The following is a 14,942-nucleotide window of genomic DNA, read 5'->3' as shown; positions in this document are numbered from 1 at the left end:
CAAAACTTGAATACGCTATTTAACTACCCGCAAGATATTCGAAAAGCAATTTACACAACCAATGCGATTGAATCACTCAACAGCGTGATACGTAAGGCTTTGAAGAAGCGTAAAATCTTCCCAAATGATGAAGCGGCAACTAAGATGGTTTATCTAGCGATTAAAGATGCCAGTAAAAAATGGACTATGCCCATTCAAAACTGGCGTCAGGCGATGAGTCGATTTATCATCGAGTTCGAAGACCGTGTCGAGAAGCACATAAACTAAATGTCAGTTACACAGAATCTGTTACAGCCTCGTGTTAGCGCAAATGATTTTGCGCTAACATCTTATTAAATAGAAAAGAGCACTTATTAAGTGCTCTTTTTTTGTTTATTAAACGCTATTTTTAGAGTTTATTTTAAATCATCAGGCTCATCTGGGCTTTTTTCATTGGCTTGTTGCTTGCTTTGCTTTTGGCGCTCTTCATCTAACTGTTTAAGCCTGTCTATGTCGTCTTTTTGTGTTTTAGACATAGTGCCAACCTTCATGTTAGCGGTGTATTTTAGAGCTGCGATATTACCTGCTACGACACTGACAACAATAATAATGATAACCCAAGGGTTAAATAAAAATTCAAGGAACATAGAGAGGTTTATCCTACAAAGTCGAAATATTACTCACGTATTGAGTGTAGATGCTATCAAGGTGCTTTAATACCTGTGCATTACCTTCAATGGGGTGAGTGTTTAAGGTATCAGAGAGCATTTGGCAATTAAACGTAGCTAAAGCGTTTGTCGCAACAGCTTTATGGCTAAGGTGCCAAGGCTCAACAGCAACGCCCCCTTTATCTTCCGCATAAGGGAAAAAGAAGCCCAGTGATTTTGCGTGAGTCATTAACCACTGATAAAAAGGCGCTTGATGACCTGTTAAATATTCCCAAGGTTCAAGTTGCAAAGAAACATCGGCTGGTAATAAGTTAATCGCGTAAAGATCAAAATCGCATCCCCAATGATGACGACTGGCACCGGGTAGGGCAGACCATCTTAAAATAGCGTGAATGCGCTGTTCATCGGATAGGCTATTAGCATTAAGTACTTGCCCATTACTATCGAGCAGTGGGCGAGTGCCTAGATACTTATTGTTCCAGATGAGTTGCTGGCGTTTAAAGTCGCGAAAACTGCTGGCAATACCAACATCAAAACCTTGTTTTCTTGCTTGAGTCACTAGCGATAACAGTGCTTCTTTTACCTGTTTATGAACCATCACATTACGCTCATTGAGAATAATAGAGGTTAGGTGAGAATCACTTAGACCGGTGAGTTGTTCCTGGGTCCAATCGCTAGTGTCAGGCATATTATTTTCCTAATAAATTCACTAATACGTTTTGGTACATATCAGCAAGTAGGTCGAGATCTTCGGCTTTAACGCACTCATTCACTTTGTGTATGGTGGCGTTAACAGGGCCTAATTCAATGACGTGTGTGCCCATCTTCGCGATAAATCGACCATCAGATGTGCCACCCGTAGTTAATAGCTGTGGCGCTTTGCCATTTACTTTTTCAACCGCGTCAACAACCGCAGTCAGCAGATCGCCCGTATCGGTTAAGAAAGGTTCGCCGTTAAGTGTCCATTTTAGGTCGTAGTCAAAATCGTATTTATCTAATACTTGATACACGCGCTGTTTAATCTGTTCGTGGTCAATTTCAGTGCTGTATCTTAGGTTAAACATGGCGTGCAATTCTCCGGGAATAACATTGCTTGCGCCAGTACCTGAGTTTAAATTCGGGAACTGAAAGCTTGTTGGCGGGAAGAACTCATTACCATTGTCCCATTCAATCTGGCTTAGCTCTGCCATCGCAGGTAGCGCAAGGTGAATAGGGTTCTTTGCGATATGAGGGTAAGCCACATGGCCTTGTATACCTTTAACGGTAAGCTCACCAGTAAACGAGCCACGGCGACCATTTTTGACGATATCACCCACGTATTCGGTACTTGAAGGTTCGCCGACGATACACATATCGATAATTTCGTTACGTGCTACCAGCGTGTCAACAACTCGAGTTGTACCATTGATAAATGGACCTTCTTCATCGGAGGTGATGAGAAACGCAATTGAGCCGGTATGATCAGGGTTTTCAGCAATAAAGCGTTCAACTGCCACGACCATTGAAGCAAGTGAGCCTTTCATATCTGCCGCGCCACGAGCGTATAAATAGCCATCTTTTAACGTAGGTTCAAACGGTGGCGTGTTCCAATCTGCAAGGTTGCCAACAGGTACTACATCGGTATGTCCGGCAAAAGCAAATAGGGGAGCTTGCGTACCCTTACGAGCCCAAAGGTTCAGGGTGTCGTCAAAGTGCATTACTTCAATTTCAAAGCCGAGTGCTTTAAGGCGCTCAATCATTAGAGGTTGGCAACCGGCATCTTCAGGGGTAACAGATTGGCGACTAAGTAGGTCAATAGCGAGTTCTAAAACTGGACTTGAATTCATCCTAATTCCTTAATAAGAGATAGAGTTAAACGTGAAAAATATTATGGTATTGGTCCGCTTTGAAGCCGAGATGTAGCATGTCGCCAATACGGATAATAGGACGTTTAATCATTGCAGGTTGTTCTACAAGGAGTGAAATAGCCAAGTCATGATTGAGAGACTGTTTTTGCTCATCAGACAGCTGACGATAAGTTGTGCCGCGCTTATTAAGCACTAACTCCCAACCAAAGTGATCGCAAAATTCACCAACAAGCTCAGGTGTGATGCCTTGCTTACGGTAGTCATGAAAAGTAAATTCGATTTGATGTTCTTGAAGCCACTTCTTTGCTTTCTTTATGGTGTCACAATTGGGGATACCATACATAATTACGCTCATTGTCTGTCCTTAGTGCGCGAGTTATTGATTTATATAACTTTGAATCCTATCAAACAAATCTGTTGGGGTGTATCCCTAACTCGGGCTGAGGATGGCTTCGTTACTTAGATAAGGATAAATTGCCGTCAATAAAGGGATAAATTGATGTTGTTTGATCAGACTCAAGTCTTGCTTGGTGATAATGACAATAATTGATGAAACCGTTTTGGAGGTGGTAGTGGAACTAAATCCTGTTTTTGCTCGTCGCTTATATATTACCTATTTGATAGCAAGTATTGAGCGCCCTAATGTACCTAGATTAGTCGAACACACAGGTTGGCCACGTCGCACTATTCAGGATGTGTTAAAGGCTCTACCTGGGCTAGGTGTCACCTTGTCTTTTATTCAAGATGGTCGCCGCCATAATGACGGCTATTATCAGCTGTTAGATTGGGGGGCACTTGATGAAGAGTGGGTGATAGAAAATACCGAAAAGATATATTCTCACCTAAATTAGCTTTCAGCATAAGTGCTCTAAGTTGCTGTATATTAGTGCTTTAGTTGTTTTTAAACGGGCTTTAATGCGCAATGAGCACAGTGTAACCAATAAAACCAAGCCAGCTGACCAACAATAGTACCCAAGGTAATCGCGAGTTTGTCTCTGAAGGCGTTTTTTCGTCTACTTCGGTGATCTCTGCTTGAGAAGTGCTTTGCTTTTTCTTAAGCTCTTTCTTTTTGAATTTACTCGCATCGCGGGATTTTTGCTTTTCACGTTTTTTGTATTCAGCAATGCCTTTTTCAATACCTTGCGCAATAAGCTTAGTTTGCTCTTTTGTTTGCCCTGGTTTTTGAGTCGATTTTGCAACTTGCATGGCTTGTTGCTGAGTCTGCGTTGAAACTGACGTATTGTTCTTCTTCATAAATATTTAGTAAGTAAAGTGATAACATTAATTATGCCTTTAAATGTAAATAATTACCTCAAGAGAAAGTGGACAGTGTGCGCTACTTAATTGAAGAGTATGATAAAAATGGCTACCTTAAGGCACCCTACTGGTTATGGCTATGTTGGCTATTTTTAGCTAGGGGATGGATAGTTTTTGTTATGGCCGCTGCGACCCGAGATAAAGGTAGCGATATCTTAGCAATGATCTATCCGAATTCTTCTGGTTTATACACCATAATGGCGATGGGAGTTCCCTGCCTGTTATTGATGTGGGTAATGGAATTACGTTCTCCAGATCGACAGTGGTTAAACAAGCTCATTAAGCTTGGACGCCCAGTCACCGTTTTAATTGCGATAGTGCAGCTGTCTTTTGAGCTGTATTATATTTCACTACAGCATGGCCAATTTAGTTGGGGTGGATCGCTATCAGTTGTCGGATTAAGTTGGATTATTATCTATCTATTTAATAGTCGACGAGTGAAAGATTGCTTTAAAGGTCATTAATACTAATCGTAGTCAATAAATAAAACTTAATGACGCATTGTGATTGGTACAAACCTCAATATTTTTATAATTAGTTTGGATGGAGTAAACATGATTCAACCTCAAGCCGCGATAGTTCCAGAGCCGAACCCATTTGCCTTATATGTTCTTATAAAGGCGACTGGCGATAAAAACAAAGTATTAAAAGCGTTACAGCAAGTAGCTGAGTGGGTAGGTGACATAAACTCTAATCAACCTGGTGCAAACTTAGCCACCAGTGTGGCATTTTCACACCAGTTTTGGGCTAGTAGCTTAAACGAAGAATTGCCAAGTGAGCTAATTCCATTTCCAGTTCTTGAGTGCAATGACAAAGTAGCGCCAACAACAGAAGCTGACATCTTGTTGCATTGTCACTCTACTCGTCATGATCTGCACTTTTTCTTGCTGCGTAAACTGATGCTAGAAATCTCTGAAGATGCCGTTATCGTTGATGAGACGTATTCATACCGCTACCTTGATTCTCGTGATATGACGGGCTTTATTGATGGCACTGAAAACCCTGCAGGCGCAGCCGACAGAACGGAAGTGGCATTAGTCGCTGACGGTCCGTTTGCTGGTGGTAGTTATGTGATGGTTCAGCGTTTTGAACATTCATTACCAGCATGGAATGCGCTTTCAGTTAAACAACAAGAGAAAATCATTGGTCGCACTAAAGAAGACTCTATCGAGCTTGATGATGTCGCAGCACACTCTCACGTAGGACGTGTTGATATTAAAGAAGAAGGTAAAGGACTTAAGATTGTTCGCCATAGCTTGCCATACGGCACAGTGTCAGCGGAACATGGTCTGCTGTTCATTGCTTACTGTCATACGCTGCACAACTTCACTGCGATGTTAGAAAGCATGTACGGTCAAGTCGACGGCGAAACTGACCAACTTCTTGAATACACTAAAGCAGTGACAGGCGCATACTTCTTTGCACCTAGTGATAACATGCTTAAGAGCCTTGCTATCGTTTAAGTTTTGCTTAATACGGTACAGTCGCTTTATTTTAGGTATAAAAAAACGCAGCCAATGGCTGCGTTTTTATTCGCTTGAATCTAAGTAGTAATTACTTAGTTACGCGTAGTACTGGAGTTTCACCAACAGTAACAGCACCAGAAAGCTTATTAAGCTCTTTGATTTCGTCCATGTTAGAAATAACAACTGGAGTTAGAGTCGATTTTGCTTTCTCTTCTAGGAATGCAAGGTCAAACTCAATGATAGTGTCGCCAGCTTTTACTTCTTGGCCTTCAGAACCGATGCGAGTGAAACCTTCACCCTTCAGTTCAACAGTATCAATACCGAAGTGAACGAATAGTTCGATACCGTCAGTAGATTCGATAGAGAACGCATGGTTGGTTTCAAAAATCTTACCAATAGTACCATTCACTGGAGCAACAATTTTGTTGCCTGTTGGTTTGATAGCGATGCCGTCACCAACGATTTTTTCAGCGAAAACTACATCTGGCACATCTTCAATGTTAACGATCTCACCAGAAAGAGGTGAAATGATTTCGATTGAACCTGCAGTGTTGCCTTCGTCCGATACCAGCTTCTTAAGTTTGTCAAACAGACCCATTACATGCTCCTAAGCAGTTTATATCTATTAAATTATATTATTAGTTTGTTTTATCCGCGATAAATTTCGCTACGTGCGCTTCAATTTCTGCAGCAGTTGGCATTTGCAGAGCTTCCTCTGCCATTGCTTTTACTTCTGAGAAATTTGCATTACGAATTACTTTCTTCACTGCAGGGATAGAGATGCCGCTCATTGAGAACTCATCTAGACCCATACCTAGTAGAAGAAGTGTTGCGCGTTCATCGCCCGCTAATTCACCACACATTCCAGTCCACTTACCTTCCTTGTGAGAAGCGTCAATCACCTGTTTAATAACAGTAAGTACTGCTGGTGATAGTGGATTGTATAGATGAGAAATAAGCTCATTACCACGGTCTACTGCTAGAGTATACTGAGTTAAGTCATTTGTACCAATACTAAAGAAAGAAACTTCTTTTGCTAGGTGATGAGCAATTGCAGCTGCGGCAGGAGTTTCTACCATCACGCCAATTTCAATTTCTTCATCAAAAGCCAGACCTTCAGAGCGAAGTTCTGCTTTGTACTCTTCGATAGCGGCTTTCAGTTCACGGATTTCTTCAACAGAAATAATCATAGGGAACATGATGCGTAGTGTACCGTGTGCTGATGCACGAAGGATACCACGCAGCTGATCACGTAAAATTTCACGACGATCTAAGCTGATACGGATAGCACGCCAGCCAAGAAATGGGTTCATTTCTTGTGGTAGATCCATATAAGGTAGATCTTTATCACCGCCAATATCCATAGTACGGATAATCACAGTGTGGCCATTTACAGATTCTGCGACTTCTTTATACGCTTGGTACTGTTCTTCTTCAGTAGGCAGTGCTGTACGATCCATAAATAGGAATTCAGTACGGTAAAGACCAACACCTTCACCACCGTTGCGAACAATACCGTCACAATCTTTAACAGTACCAATGTTGCCACATACTTCTACTTGATGGCCATCAAGAGTAATGGCTGGCAAGTCTTTTAGTTTCGCAAGTTCAGCTTTATCAGCTATGAATTGATCACGAATTTGCTGAGCTTCTGTTAGTTCAGCTTCAGTTGGATTGATGATGATTTTATTATTCATCGCATCCAGAATAAGCATGTCGCCGTTTTTCACTTGTTTAGTGATGTCGTTAGTACCCACAATTGCAGGAAGCTCAAGTGAGCGCGCCATGATTGAGGTATGAGACGTACGGCCGCCAATGTCACAGGCAAAACCAAGAACGTAATCTAGATTAATTTGCGCTGTTTCAGAGGGAGTAAGATCGTAAGCAACAAGGATGACTTCTTCATTGATATCCGCTAGAGATACAATGTTGATACCAAGCGCATTTTTTACAAAGCGAGTGCCGATATCACGAATGTCAGTTGCACGTTCTTTTAAGTATTCGTCATCTAAAGACTCAAGCGCTACCGCTTGTTCTTCGATTACTGAGTAAATTGCAAAGTCTGCAGAAAGCTTATCGCCCTTGATAAGAGTAAGAATCTCTTCTTCCAGTTCTTCATCTTCAAGAAGCATAATGTGACCTTCAAAGATCGCTTCTTTTTCTTCACCGAAAGTTTCTAGAGCTTTTTGTCTGACGATTTCAAGTTGAGCCGCTGATTTGTTACGAGCATCATAAAAACGCTGTACTTCAGCTTCTACTTGGTCGGCAGAGATTTTGTTTTTGTTTAGAACGATTTCATCTTCTTGAAGTAGTAGTGCTTTACCAAAAGCAATACCTGGAGACGCTAGAATGCCTGAGATCATAGCTTTACCTTAACTTGGTCATAAGTGGGCGGGTAACGAATTGTTAGCTTAGAGGCTATTTTAATAAAGCCACTTGGTTGGTAACAACAAAGTGGCTCTAAATACTAAAATAGTTATCTCTTAGTGTAACTCATCCATTAGAGCAACTAAGTGGTCTACAGCTTCTGTAGCTTGTGAACCTTCAGCTGAAATAGTGACCATAGTGCCTTTTACTAGACCTAGAGTTTGAAGCTTGAATAGGCTTTTTGCGCTAGCGCTTTTACCGTTAGAAGTTACAGTGATATCTGCATCAAATGCTTTAGCTTCTTTAACAAACTGCGCTGCTGGGCGAGTGTGAAGACCATTTTCTGCTGTGATTTCTACTTGCTTCTCGTACATGTGATATACCCCGTTGATATTAGATTATGTTTATAATCCTGAGCGGCTAGAAAGTTAGGCTCAGGATCTCGGCTGTGTAAGTTCTTATGACTTTTATAGACAGCCTAAATAATTGCTTCTTTTATTTTGAACTAAAAAATAAAGCTTAGAAATAGTACCAAAAGCTGACTACTAATCAATAAAAAAGCCCCTAAAAGGGGCTTTTTTGATGGAAAATTTGATTTGAGCACAGTTTTTTTGCGGTTATTGTTGATTTTCTTTTTCAGTAAAGATACCAGCAAATAGAGCAGTACTTAGGTAACGCTCACCTGAACTAGGCAATACTGTAACAATAGTTTTCCCTTTAAATTCAGGTAGTTCGGCAATTTTGTTTGCTGCAACAACGGCTGCACCAGAAGAGATGCCGGCTAAGATGCCTTCTTCTTCCATTAGTCGTTTCGCCATTTCAATCGCTTCATCTGAAGTTACGGTCACAACTTTATCGACAAGCTCTAAATCTAGGTTGCCAGGGATGAATCCAGCACCAATACCTTGAATCTTATGTGGAGCAGGTTGAATATCTTTACCCGCTAGAACTTGGCTAATTACCGGAGATTCTGCAGGTTCTACTGCAACAGAAGTAATCGCTTTGCCCTTAGATTTAAGGTAACGGCTGGTACCTGTAATAGTACCGCCCGTACCAACACCTGATACCAGTACGTCAATTTCACCATCTGTTGCTTCCCAAAGTTCAGGGCCAGTGGTTTTTTCATGGATAGCAGGGTTAGCTGGGTTGTTAAATTGTTGTAGAAGAAGAGTTGTCTCTGGCTTTTGCGCAACAATTTCTTCCGCTTTTGCAATTGCGCCATTCATGCCTTTGGCCGCTTCTGTTAGAACTAGGTTCGCACCCAGAGCTTTAAGCAGTTTACGACGTTCAAGACTCATTGATTCAGGCATAGTCAGTGTTAGCTTGTAACCGCGAGCGGCTGCAACAAAAGCAAGAGCAACACCAGTATTACCACTGGTAGGTTCGACAAGTTCGATACCTTGTTTAAGAGCGCCAGATTTCTCTGCTTCCCAAACCATGTTGGCACCAATACGACATTTCACACTAAAGCTAGGGTTACGAGCTTCAATTTTAGCAAGAACGTTACCGTTACTTACGCGGTTTAAACGAACTAGAGGTGTGTTACCAATAGTGAGTGAGTTGTCATCGTAAATCTTGCTCATGCTAGCTTCCTTTTGCGTTAACACATTAATTATATTAGTGTGAATCAATTAGTTGAGTGATTCGTTTAAGCGAATTCTACCCAACTAGAATAAGGGTCATTGCGCATAAGACCAAGGAATAAAATGTTATAACTAATAGCTAACCTTTTGATGTTGTTTAAACTCAGTGACCCACATTAGCGTTGCACCACAGACAGCAACAGGCATTATAATGAGGTTCAAAAGGGGAATAGAGGTAAATATGGTGACCATTGCACCGTAACCGTATGCTTTACCCTGCTTTGCTTTAAGAGCAAATCTCATTGAGTTGAAATCGACCTTGTGGTTATCAAATGGGTAGTCACAATATTGTATAGCGAGCATCCAACTGGTGAAAATAAACCAGACAAAAGGAGCAACGGTTTGACCAAATGCAGGGATCAGTAATAACAGGAACAATCCGATGGCTTTTGGCAGTAGATAAACAATTTTTCGCCATTCGCGAGCTAATATTCTTGGGACATCTTTGATTAACTCAGCCACACTTTGATCTATCATGCCTTCTGGGCTTAGTTGTTGTTCAACCTTTTCGGCAAGCAGTCCATTAAAGGGAGCGGCAATAAAGTTAGCAAGAGTGCTAAAGAAGTAGGAAAAGGTTGCTAAAATAGTGAGAGCAAGTAATGGCCATAGAATATAGCTAAGCCAAGATAAAAATTCGGGTAATGCGCCAATCCAGTGTTCAATCCATTGATTGAGATGGCTAAATAGATAAAATAGAGCCCCACCAACAAGTATGATGTTGATAAGTAGAGGCATGAAAACATAGCGGCGTAGCCCTGGTTGCATCGCAATTTTGAAGCCAGAGAAAAAATAACCGATACCGGACATTGGGTTTAAATTTTGGTGCATCTTATTCTTCCAATTACAGTGTTTGAAGCGGATTAGCCTTAATATAAGAAAAGCGTGTTCAAAATCACAGCATAAAGTACATACTTACTGTGAAAATGTTCAACTCTGTTGCAGAGTTTTGTTAAAGTAGTTTTAAGTCACTTAATCTCGGTGCCTCACCAGAGTAAAGCAGAGAGCAAAAAATGCAGGAATTGCGAATCGTATTAATAGTTGTAGGTGTGTTAGCCATTGCTGGCCTACTTGTCCATGGTTTGTGGACCAATAAACGCGAACAAAATGGACGGTTTTCTGATAAACCATTAAGCAAGCTCGCTGATGAACCACTATCTGAGTCTGAAACGGTATCTAAAAAGAGTTCAGCAGCAGAAGAAACAACATCAGTTAATGATGACTTTGATGTTGTGAAGGTTACTCAAAAAAGCGATAAAAAAGAGCCAAGTTTCTCAAGTTTTGATGATGATATTGGCGACCCGCTGCTAGAAACGGCTCAAAATGATAAGTTCAGTAAAGAACACACAGAAGAGGTCAAACCTTCTGTCACTGTTTACCCTGAAGAACTGCCTACAATCACCATCAGCTCAGATGCTTATTCTAAGCATGAAAATGAGTCCTCTTCGGCCTTTATGACTAAAGAGCCGAATGTTGATGTTTCTGAGCAAGTTGAAGCTGTGCCATCAGTCACAACAACATTTAATGAGCCTGAAGTAGAACCTGTCCCTATGACGGTGGTGGGTTTGGAGAAATCAGAGCCAGAATTAGTCGAGCCTAAGAAGGTAGAAGCACAACCGGCTGAGCCAGAAATGGAAGTATTGGTGTTACACGTTCAAGCGCCACCAAAGCAGGTGTATGTTGGCACTGAGCTTTTTGACAGCATGCAGCAAAATGGCCTTCATTTTGGTCCTATGGATATTTATCATCGTTATGCGGATCTCTCAGGTACTGGCAAGGTGCTATTTAGTGTGGCGAACATGCTAAAACCTGGAACGTTATCTCACGACGATCCTGAGACGTTTACAACCGAAGGTATCTCCTTCTTCATGACGCTTCCAAGTTATGGCGATCCGGAGCAGAACTTTAAGATTATGCTGACTACAGCGCAAATGATTGCTGATGACCTAGGCGGAAATGTATTGGATGACAAACGTGCATTGATGACTCCGGGACGAATCAGCGCATTCAAACGCCAAATTCAAGATTTTGTGCATCGTCAAAAAGCGCGAGAAGCTAGCACTATTTAATGACTTGTAATTTGACCACCCAGTAACATCAAATGATTAAAGGGCTCTGCATAGAGCCTTTTCTTTTTCCAATTTTTGAGAAACCCCCTATGTCTGATTCTATTTCACAACAACACGCTAAGCTCGCCCAAGCATTGCACTACCATGCAGTGCGTTACTACGTTGAGGATAGCCCTGAGATCCCTGATGCAGAATACGACAGATTGATGCGCCAGTTGCTTGAACTAGAACAGCAAAACCCGCAACTCATCACCTTAGACTCACCTTCTCAACGAGTTGGTGGTACGCCTTTATCTGGCTTTACTCAAGTTGCGCACCAAGTCCCTATGTTATCGCTTGATAATGCCTTTGATGATGATGAATTAAAGGCATTTCATAAACGTGCTCAAGATAGGCTTAATGAATCTGAATTAGGCGCTTTTAGTTGTGAGCCAAAATTAGACGGCCTTGCGGTCAGCTTAATGTATGAAAATGGCTTACTGGTGCAGGCGGCAACTCGTGGTGATGGCGCAACAGGGGAAAACATTACGCAAAATGTGCGCACTATCAGTGCTATACCTCTGAAACTGCAAGGTGAGGGTTTTCCCACACGCCTTGAAGTGCGTGGTGAAGTGTTTATGCCAAAGGCTGGTTTTGAACGCATTAATGAACAAGCAATAGCAAAAGGTGACAAGCCTTTTGCTAACCCAAGAAATGCCGCTGCGGGCAGTTTGCGCCAGTTGGATTCAAAAATTACCGCTAAGCGTCCATTGGGGTTTTATGCTTACAGTGTGGGAGTGATTGAAGGTGGCGAGCTTGAGCAGAGTCATTATCAGCGCTTTATTCAACTTAAAGGCTGGGGACTTCCGATGTGTCCTGCGGTGCGTAAAGTCAGCTCTCTAAATGAAGTTATCGCCTACTATCAGCACATTTTACAAACTCGTGATCAGTTAGATTATGAGATAGATGGTGTGGTCATCAAACTTGATGATATCGATAAACAAGAGCAGTTGGGCTTTGTTGCAAGAGCGCCTCGCTGGGCCATTGCTTATAAATTTCCAGCGCAAGAAGAGCTGACCGTTTTAAATGATGTCGAGTTTCAAGTCGGTCGCACTGGCGCGATCACTCCTGTTGCAAAATTAGAGCCGGTATTTGTTGGTGGTGTGACGGTGAGTAATGCCACTTTGCATAATGCTGATGAGATTCAGCGTTTAGGCGTTTGCATTGGTGATACGGTGATCATTCGCCGTGCGGGAGACGTGATTCCGCAAATTACTGCCGTGGTACTCGATAGACGCCCTGATGATGCTCAGCCGATTGTATATCCTGTTGTTTGCCCTGTGTGCGGCTCTGATGCAGAGCGTACAGAAGGGGAGGCCGTTACGCGCTGTACTGGCGGTTTAGTGTGTTCGGCGCAACGCAAACAAGCTTTAAAGCACTTTGTTTCTCGTAAAGCGATGGATGTTGATGGTTTGGGTGACAAAGTGGTTGAACAACTTGTCGATAAAGAAATGGTCGAGACACCAGCAGATCTTTTCAAACTGAGTGCCGGTCGAATTACCGTCTTAGAACGTATGGGGCCAAAATCGGCTCAGAACGTGATTGATGCGTTGCAAAAATCCAAACAAACGACCTTGCCGAGATTTTTATATTCACTAGGTATTCGTGAAGTGGGAGAAGCGACAGCCGCTAACCTTGCGCTGCACTTTAAAACCTTAGATAAGATTGAACAAGCCAGTGTGGAACAGCTACTCGAAGTCTCTGATGTGGGCGCGATTGTGGCTGAGCATATCAAAGTCTTCTTTGCTCAAGAGTCAAACCAAGTGGTGATTGCTGATCTGATTGAAAGTGGCATTACTTGGGAAGAGATTATTGAAGTGGCTAATGCGCAAGAGTTGCCATTAGCGGGTAAAGTCGTGGTGTTGACGGGGTCTTTATCTCAGCTAACTCGCTCTGATGCCAAAGCCGCTTTACAAAACTTAGGCGCAAAAGTGACGGGCAGTGTGTCGAAAAAAACAGACATTCTTTTTGCAGGAGAAGCAGCAGGTTCGAAACTGGCCAAAGCTCAAGATCTAGGTATTGAAGTTCAAGACGAACAAGGCTTAATTAAGCTGATGCAAGACAACGGAATGTAAAATAGCTGAGGGGCTGGGCTTCTAGGACCTAGGTTTCTAGAACCCAGAACCCAGAACCCAGGATCTACAACCTAGGTCCTGTTCCCTTATCCCTTAACTCGTATATACAGCACTATCCCTTCCACCTTATACACTTCCACAGCCGTGCCTGCGGTTATGCTTTGCTCGGACACTGCAGACCAAGAGGTATCACCTAGTTGGATTCTGCCTTTTCCGACGGGAAAATCTTCGGTCAGAGTCGTGAATTGACCAATCAGACTTTGCGAGCGTTTATTTAAGGTTGTGGTTTTCTCATCTTGCTTATCTTTGCCCTTTTGGTATCGCCACCATAGCCAAGTGGTTACTAAGCTAAAGGTGGCAAAACTCATCCACTGCATTTGCCAGCCAAGTGGCAAAAGAGTCAGTAGTAGGCCAACGATTAAGGCTGAAATGCCCAGCCACAGAAAATAGCCAGCAGTGCCTAGCAACTCAAAGCAGAGTAGTGCTAGACCCAACGCCAGCCAGTGCCAGTGATTAACCTGTTGTAGCAGTTCTATCACGCTTTATCCTTGTCGCTACTGGTTTTGAACATTTCTGCTACGCCGGCAATTGAGCCCATAAGCCCTGTAGCTTCTAGTGGTAGCATAATGACTTTGCCGTTTTCAGCTTGGCCAATGGCTTTTAATGCATCGGTATAACCTTGCGCGATAAAGTAGTTCACCGCTTGCATGTCACCGGCTGCAATGGCTTGTGACACCATGGTGGTTGCCTTTGCTTCCGCTTCCGCAGAACGTTCACGCGCTTCGGCTTGTAAGATAGCTGCTTGCTTTTCACCTTCTGCTTTTAGGATCTCAGATTGCTTGTGACCTTGAGCTTTTAGAATTTCAGCTTGTCTGATGCCTTCCGCTTCTAGTACTTCAGCACGTTTGTTACGCTCAGCCTTCATCTGCGCATTCATTGCCGCCGTTAGATCCGCGGGTGGTTGCACGTCTTTAATTTCAATACGGGTAACTTTAACGCCCCATGGGTTGGTTGCTTCATCGACAATAGTCAGTAGGCGGGTATTGATGACGTCTCTTTGGCTGAGCATTTCATCAAGCTCCATAGAGCCCAGAACAGTACGAATATTGGTTAGAGTTAGGTTGCGAATGGCATGCTCAAGCTCGGTAACTTCATAAGCGGCTTTAGGCGCATCAAAAACTTGCACGAAACAGACGGCGTCGATAGTGACATTGGCGTTGTCTTTTGAAATAACTTCTTGAGCTGGAATATCCATCACTCGTTCCATCATGTTGATTTTATTACCGATAGAGTCGATAAATGGAACGATTAAGTTAAGTCCTGGTTGAAGAGTTTTAGTGTAACGACCAAAACGTTCAACGGTCCAGTTACTCCCTTGAGGAACAGTTTTGATACCAGAAATGATTAAGATAACGGCCAATGCGATAAAAATAGCAATGGTAATGAGGGTTGAATCCATACTGACTTTCCTCTAA

18 protein-coding genes are annotated in these 14,942 nt (G+C 42.5%); 6 read left to right on the top strand and 12 right to left on the bottom strand.

The features are described from left to right. Nucleotides 1-267: transposase (locus A9260_RS14235; RefSeq protein WP_197485277.1), on the top strand; the 267-nt coding region annotated here is incomplete at its 5' end. 128 nt (nucleotides 268-395) lie between these two features. On the opposite strand, the gene A9260_RS14230 is transcribed toward A9260_RS14235, so the two are convergent. Genes A9260_RS14230 through A9260_RS14215 form a run of 4 tightly spaced genes read right to left on the bottom strand, consistent with a single transcriptional unit; the run spans nucleotide 396 to nucleotide 2,849 of the window. Then, nucleotides 396-626, bottom strand: coding sequence for a DUF2897 family protein (locus tag A9260_RS14230; protein ID WP_068700062.1), 231 nt, complete (start codon nucleotides 624-626; stop codon nucleotides 396-398). A 13-nt stretch (nucleotides 627-639) separates the two neighbouring features. Next, on the bottom strand, nucleotides 640-1,335 hold the full coding sequence (locus A9260_RS14225) for a M15 family metallopeptidase (protein ID WP_068700060.1): 696 nt from the start codon (nucleotides 1,333-1,335) through the stop codon (nucleotides 640-642). A gap of 1 nt (nucleotide 1,336) precedes the next feature. Next, nucleotides 1,337-2,473 (bottom strand): succinyl-diaminopimelate desuccinylase, encoded by a 1,137-nt coding sequence (dapE, locus tag A9260_RS14220; protein ID WP_068700058.1) that lies wholly within the window; start codon nucleotides 2,471-2,473, stop codon nucleotides 1,337-1,339. 25 nt (nucleotides 2,474-2,498) lie between these two features. Continuing rightward, entirely contained in the window at nucleotides 2,499-2,849 is a 351-nt protein-coding gene (locus tag A9260_RS14215) for an ArsC family reductase (protein ID WP_068700056.1), read from the bottom strand. A gap of 217 nt (nucleotides 2,850-3,066) precedes the next feature. Between A9260_RS14215 and A9260_RS14210 the strand changes: the two genes are divergently transcribed. Beyond that, nucleotides 3,067-3,345, top strand: coding sequence for a winged helix-turn-helix domain-containing protein (locus tag A9260_RS14210; protein ID WP_068700070.1), 279 nt, complete (start codon nucleotides 3,067-3,069; stop codon nucleotides 3,343-3,345). Nucleotides 3,346-3,406: 61 nt separating this feature from the next. Here the strand turns inward: A9260_RS14210 and A9260_RS14205 are convergent, their stop codons facing one another. After that, nucleotides 3,407-3,748, bottom strand: coding sequence for a DUF2956 domain-containing protein (locus tag A9260_RS14205; RefSeq protein WP_068700054.1), 342 nt, complete (start codon nucleotides 3,746-3,748; stop codon nucleotides 3,407-3,409). A 77-nt stretch (nucleotides 3,749-3,825) separates the two neighbouring features. Between A9260_RS14205 and A9260_RS14200 the strand changes: the two genes are divergently transcribed. Together A9260_RS14200 and A9260_RS14195 are read left to right on the top strand one after the other, a co-directional pair. Continuing rightward, nucleotides 3,826-4,275: a DUF2919 domain-containing protein gene (locus tag A9260_RS14200; protein WP_068700052.1), complete on the top strand. Its 450-nt coding sequence runs from the start codon at nucleotides 3,826-3,828 to the stop codon at nucleotides 4,273-4,275. A 90-nt stretch (nucleotides 4,276-4,365) separates the two neighbouring features. Beyond that, nucleotides 4,366-5,274: a Dyp-type peroxidase gene (locus A9260_RS14195; RefSeq protein WP_068700051.1), complete on the top strand. Its 909-nt coding sequence runs from the start codon at nucleotides 4,366-4,368 to the stop codon at nucleotides 5,272-5,274. A 91-nt stretch (nucleotides 5,275-5,365) separates the two neighbouring features. Here the strand turns inward: A9260_RS14195 and crr are convergent, their stop codons facing one another. From crr to cysZ, 5 genes are all read right to left on the bottom strand, one after another. Next, nucleotides 5,366-5,875 (bottom strand): PTS glucose transporter subunit IIA, encoded by a 510-nt coding sequence (crr, locus tag A9260_RS14190; protein WP_068700049.1) that lies wholly within the window; start codon nucleotides 5,873-5,875, stop codon nucleotides 5,366-5,368. A 40-nt stretch (nucleotides 5,876-5,915) separates the two neighbouring features. Continuing rightward, nucleotides 5,916-7,640 carry a phosphoenolpyruvate-protein phosphotransferase PtsI gene (ptsI, locus tag A9260_RS14185; protein WP_068700047.1) on the bottom strand — a complete coding sequence of 575 codons (1,725 nt, stop codon included), beginning with the start codon at nucleotides 7,638-7,640 and terminating at the stop codon, nucleotides 5,916-5,918. 120 nt (nucleotides 7,641-7,760) lie between these two features. Continuing rightward, nucleotides 7,761-8,018, bottom strand: a complete 258-nt coding sequence (locus tag A9260_RS14180; protein WP_068700045.1) for an HPr family phosphocarrier protein — start codon at nucleotides 8,016-8,018, stop codon at nucleotides 7,761-7,763. A 243-nt stretch (nucleotides 8,019-8,261) separates the two neighbouring features. Further along, nucleotides 8,262-9,227 carry a cysteine synthase A gene (cysK, locus tag A9260_RS14175; RefSeq protein ID WP_068700043.1) on the bottom strand — a complete coding sequence of 322 codons (966 nt, stop codon included), beginning with the start codon at nucleotides 9,225-9,227 and terminating at the stop codon, nucleotides 8,262-8,264. A gap of 132 nt (nucleotides 9,228-9,359) precedes the next feature. Further along, on the bottom strand, nucleotides 9,360-10,115 hold the full coding sequence (cysZ, locus tag A9260_RS14170; protein ID WP_068700041.1) for a sulfate transporter CysZ: 756 nt from the start codon (nucleotides 10,113-10,115) through the stop codon (nucleotides 9,360-9,362). 182 nt (nucleotides 10,116-10,297) lie between these two features. Here cysZ and zipA point away from each other — a divergent pair, with 182 nt between their 5' ends. Both zipA and ligA read left to right on the top strand, forming a co-directional pair. Then, complete coding sequence (gene zipA / locus A9260_RS14165; RefSeq protein WP_068700040.1) at nucleotides 10,298-11,353, top strand: cell division protein ZipA; 1,056 nt, start codon at nucleotides 10,298-10,300, stop codon at nucleotides 11,351-11,353. A gap of 89 nt (nucleotides 11,354-11,442) precedes the next feature. After that, nucleotides 11,443-13,467: an NAD-dependent DNA ligase LigA gene (gene ligA / locus A9260_RS14160; RefSeq protein ID WP_068700037.1), complete on the top strand. Its 2,025-nt coding sequence runs from the start codon at nucleotides 11,443-11,445 to the stop codon at nucleotides 13,465-13,467. An 86-nt stretch (nucleotides 13,468-13,553) separates the two neighbouring features. On the opposite strand, the gene A9260_RS14155 is transcribed toward ligA, so the two are convergent. Then, nucleotides 13,554-14,006: an NfeD family protein gene (locus tag A9260_RS14155; protein WP_068700035.1), complete on the bottom strand. Its 453-nt coding sequence runs from the start codon at nucleotides 14,004-14,006 to the stop codon at nucleotides 13,554-13,556. Next, the gene (locus tag A9260_RS14150; protein WP_068700033.1) at nucleotides 14,003-14,926 is read right to left on the bottom strand and encodes an SPFH domain-containing protein; all 924 of its coding nucleotides are present in this window, start codon (nucleotides 14,924-14,926) and stop codon (nucleotides 14,003-14,005) included. The genes A9260_RS14155 and A9260_RS14150 overlap by 4 nt, the downstream gene beginning before the upstream one ends. Between the last annotated feature and the right edge of the window lie 16 nt (nucleotides 14,927-14,942).

Origin of the sequence: Vibrio sp. UCD-FRSSP16_30, assembly GCF_001676025.1 — a bacterium.
In the GTDB taxonomy this organism is placed as follows: Bacteria; Pseudomonadota; Gammaproteobacteria; order Enterobacterales; family Vibrionaceae; genus Vibrio.
The sequence above is the reverse complement of the archived record's forward strand: the minus strand, read 5'-3'. Positions and strand labels throughout refer to the sequence as shown.

What these genes read in the sequence shown, in the direction of transcription:
- A9260_RS14150 (WP_068700033.1), bottom strand. Translation starts at nt 14,926, where the DNA reads ATGGATTCAACCCTCATTACCATTGCTATTTTTATCGCATTGGCCGTT.
- ptsI (WP_068700047.1), bottom strand. Translation starts at nt 7,640, where the DNA reads ATGATCTCAGGCATTCTAGCGTCTCCAGGTATTGCTTTTGGTAAAGCA.
- crr (WP_068700049.1), bottom strand. Translation starts at nt 5,875, where the DNA reads ATGGGTCTGTTTGACAAACTTAAGAAGCTGGTATCGGACGAAGGCAAC.
- zipA (WP_068700040.1), top strand. Translation starts at nt 10,298, where the DNA reads ATGCAGGAATTGCGAATCGTATTAATAGTTGTAGGTGTGTTAGCCATT.
- A9260_RS14205 (WP_068700054.1), bottom strand. Translation starts at nt 3,748, where the DNA reads ATGAAGAAGAACAATACGTCAGTTTCAACGCAGACTCAGCAACAAGCC.
- ligA (WP_068700037.1), top strand. Translation starts at nt 11,443, where the DNA reads ATGTCTGATTCTATTTCACAACAACACGCTAAGCTCGCCCAAGCATTG.
- A9260_RS14225 (WP_068700060.1), bottom strand. Translation starts at nt 1,335, where the DNA reads ATGCCTGACACTAGCGATTGGACCCAGGAACAACTCACCGGTCTAAGT.
- A9260_RS14230 (WP_068700062.1), bottom strand. Translation starts at nt 626, where the DNA reads ATGTTCCTTGAATTTTTATTTAACCCTTGGGTTATCATTATTATTGTT.
- cysZ (WP_068700041.1), bottom strand. Translation starts at nt 10,115, where the DNA reads ATGCACCAAAATTTAAACCCAATGTCCGGTATCGGTTATTTTTTCTCT.
- A9260_RS14180 (WP_068700045.1), bottom strand. Translation starts at nt 8,018, where the DNA reads ATGTACGAGAAGCAAGTAGAAATCACAGCAGAAAATGGTCTTCACACT.
- A9260_RS14195 (WP_068700051.1), top strand. Translation starts at nt 4,366, where the DNA reads ATGATTCAACCTCAAGCCGCGATAGTTCCAGAGCCGAACCCATTTGCC.
- cysK (WP_068700043.1), bottom strand. Translation starts at nt 9,227, where the DNA reads ATGAGCAAGATTTACGATGACAACTCACTCACTATTGGTAACACACCT.
- dapE (WP_068700058.1), bottom strand. Translation starts at nt 2,473, where the DNA reads ATGAATTCAAGTCCAGTTTTAGAACTCGCTATTGACCTACTTAGTCGC.
- A9260_RS14215 (WP_068700056.1), bottom strand. Translation starts at nt 2,849, where the DNA reads ATGAGCGTAATTATGTATGGTATCCCCAATTGTGACACCATAAAGAAA.